This window comes from Actibacterium sp. (assembly GCF_041584535.1).
GTDB lineage: Bacteria > Pseudomonadota > Alphaproteobacteria > Rhodobacterales > Rhodobacteraceae > Actibacterium_D.
Map to the genome: position 1 here is coordinate 1 of NZ_JBFHDW010000341.1, position 2,489 is coordinate 2,489.

Sequence of the window (2,489 nt, forward strand, 5' to 3'; positions counted from 1 at the left end):
ATGAATGTGGCCGATGTGCCGGTGCGCCGCCGCCCTGTGGTGGCGATCATCGCCACCGGGGACGAACTGGTCATGCCGGGCGAAACGCCGGGACCGGACCAGATCATCTCCTCGAACGGCTTTGGCCTGAAGGCGTTGGTCGAGGCCGCCGGGGCCGAGGCGCGTCTGCTGCCCATCGCCCGCGACACCGAGGCATCCCTGCGCGCTGTGTTCCAGTTGGCCAAAGGCGCCGACATGATCCTGACCATCGGCGGTGCCTCGGTTGGCGACCACGATATCGTCGCTCCGGTGGCGGCCGATCTGGGCATGGAACAGGCGTTCTATAAGGTCGCAATGCGGCCGGGAAAGCCGCTGATGGCGGGGCATATGAACGGGTCCGTGATGATCGGACTTCCGGGAAATCCCGTGTCCTCAATGGTTTGCGGGCATATCTTTGTGTTACCCGCGATCCGCGCCATGCTGGGTCTGCCTGCCCAACCCGCACCGCGCAACAGCGCCCGCCTGACTGTCGATCTGCCCGCCAATGGCCCGCGCGAACATTACATGCGCGCCCGTCTGACCGCCGATGGCGTGACCCCGATGCCCAGTCAGGACAGCGCGCTTTTGACCATTCTGTCGCAAGCAAACGCCCTGATCCTGCGCCCGCCGCATGACGGCCCGCGCCACGCCGGAGAAACCGTGGAATACCTGCCGATCTGAACGCGCGACTTGACACAAAACGAGAACATGATAAGAACAAGGGCGAACGATACCCCTGTTTTGTTCCGGGGTTACGCGATCAGGAGGGGCCAATGCTGACCCGTAAGCAACTGGAACTATTGGAATTTATCCACAACCGTATGCAACGGGACGGGGTTCCGCCTTCGTTCGACGAGATGAAAGAGGCGCTTGATCTGCGCTCGAAGTCGGGGATTCACCGGCTGATCACGGCGCTTGAGGAACGCGGGTTTATCCGCCGCCTTGCCCATCGTGCCCGCGCGATCGAGATCATCAAACTGCCCGACGCGCTTGAGAAAAAGGGCATGTCACTGCGGGTGATCGACGGCGACGCGCCGCCCCCCGCCCCGCGCAATGCCGCCCCGGTCGAGGCGGTGCATGCGCTGGAATTGCCAGTGATGGGCCGCATCGCCGCCGGTGTCCCGATCGAGGCGATTTCCGAGATTTCACATACCGTCGCGGTGCCGGGCAGCATGCTGTCTGGCAAGGGCAAACATTACGCGCTTGAGGTCAATGGCGACTCGATGATCGAGGCCGGGATCAACGATGGCGATGTGGTGGTGATCCGCGAACAAAGCACCGCCGAAAATGGTGAAATCGTCGTGGCCTTGGTCGAAGGCTATGAGGCGACGCTGAAACGGTTCCGCCGTCGCGGCGAGATGATCGCGCTTGAAGCCGCCAACCCGGCCTATGAGGACCGGGTGCTGCGCGCCGATCAGGTGCAGGTGCAAGGCCGACTGGTCGGATTGATCCGCAGCTACTGAACCCAAGGGCGCGCGCCCTCGGCGCGTCTGGCCCAGAGAAACCGCGGCCCTTGCGGCCCCGGATAGACCGCGATCGCGCCGGTTTTCGCCAGATAGCGCGGCCCCCAGATCACGCAGCCTTCGGGCAGCGACCCGTCAGGTGTGGTGGCGACGATGACCACGCCAAGCGCACAGGCATCCCCCAGCCGATCCCGCCAGCCGCGCCCCGACAGATGGACAAAGCGCTGGCCCGCAATCTCGGCCTGCCACGGATCAAGCGGCGGCAGGCGCTGAAACGCCTGGTCCTGACCGGCGGCATCACCGTCATTCTCCAGCCATATCCCAGCGGTGAACCCGTCGCCCCGCCCCCGGCTCAGCGCCCGACCCTCGGTCGTCAGCACCCCGACCAGACCGCCGCTTTGCGCGATCAACAGCGGCGGGCGCTCGGTTCCCGCCCAGATCACCACCGCCGCCACGACCGGCACGATCCCGGCCCAGCGGGGCCGCGCTTGCCACAGGATCAGCCACAGCGCCCCCAGCGCCAACAGCGGCAGCACCGCCGGACCCGGCGCTTTCAGCGGCCATGTGGCGCCCTCCATCCCCGCCACCCAGCGCGCGACGCCCAATATCCAGTCGATGCCCCAGCCCATCACCGCCAGCGGCGGCCCGGACAGCCCGACCGGCACCAACAGCCCGGCGATCAGCGCCGCCGGGATCACCAGCAGCCCCATCAACGGCACCGTCAACAGATTGGCCAACAGCCCATATTGCGCCACCTGATTGAAATGCGCGGCGGCAAAAGGCGCGGTCGCTGCCCCGGCCACGGCCGACGAGATCACCACCGCCAGCACCGGCTGTGCCCATTTCGGCGGACGCCAGCGCCCCTCGCCCCGGCCCCGCAACGCGCCGAACACCGCCACCAGCGCCGTTGTGGCGGCAAAGGACATCTGGAATCCCGGCTCGGTCAGGCTTTCAGGCTGCACGATCAGCACGATCACCGCCGCCAGCGCCACCGCCCTTAACGTCAGC

At 66.4% G+C, this 2,489-nt stretch carries 3 protein-coding genes; 2 read left to right on the top strand and 1 reads right to left on the bottom strand.

Translation table 11 applies throughout. The annotated features are described in order from the left end of the window. Positions 1–699, top strand: a 699-nt coding sequence (locus ABYW26_RS13320; protein WP_372605402.1) for a molybdopterin molybdotransferase MoeA, incomplete at its 5' end; no start/stop codon positions are given. Positions 700–791: 92 nt separating this feature from the next. Next, complete coding sequence (lexA, locus tag ABYW26_RS13325) at positions 792–1,481, top strand: transcriptional repressor LexA (protein WP_372605403.1); 690 nt, start codon at positions 792–794, stop codon at positions 1,479–1,481. Here lexA and ABYW26_RS13330 read toward each other — a convergent pair. Continuing rightward, on the bottom strand, positions 1,475–2,489 hold a 1,015-nt coding region (locus tag ABYW26_RS13330; RefSeq protein ID WP_372605404.1), incomplete at its 5' end, for a ComEC/Rec2 family competence protein. The genes lexA and ABYW26_RS13330 overlap by 7 nt on opposite strands.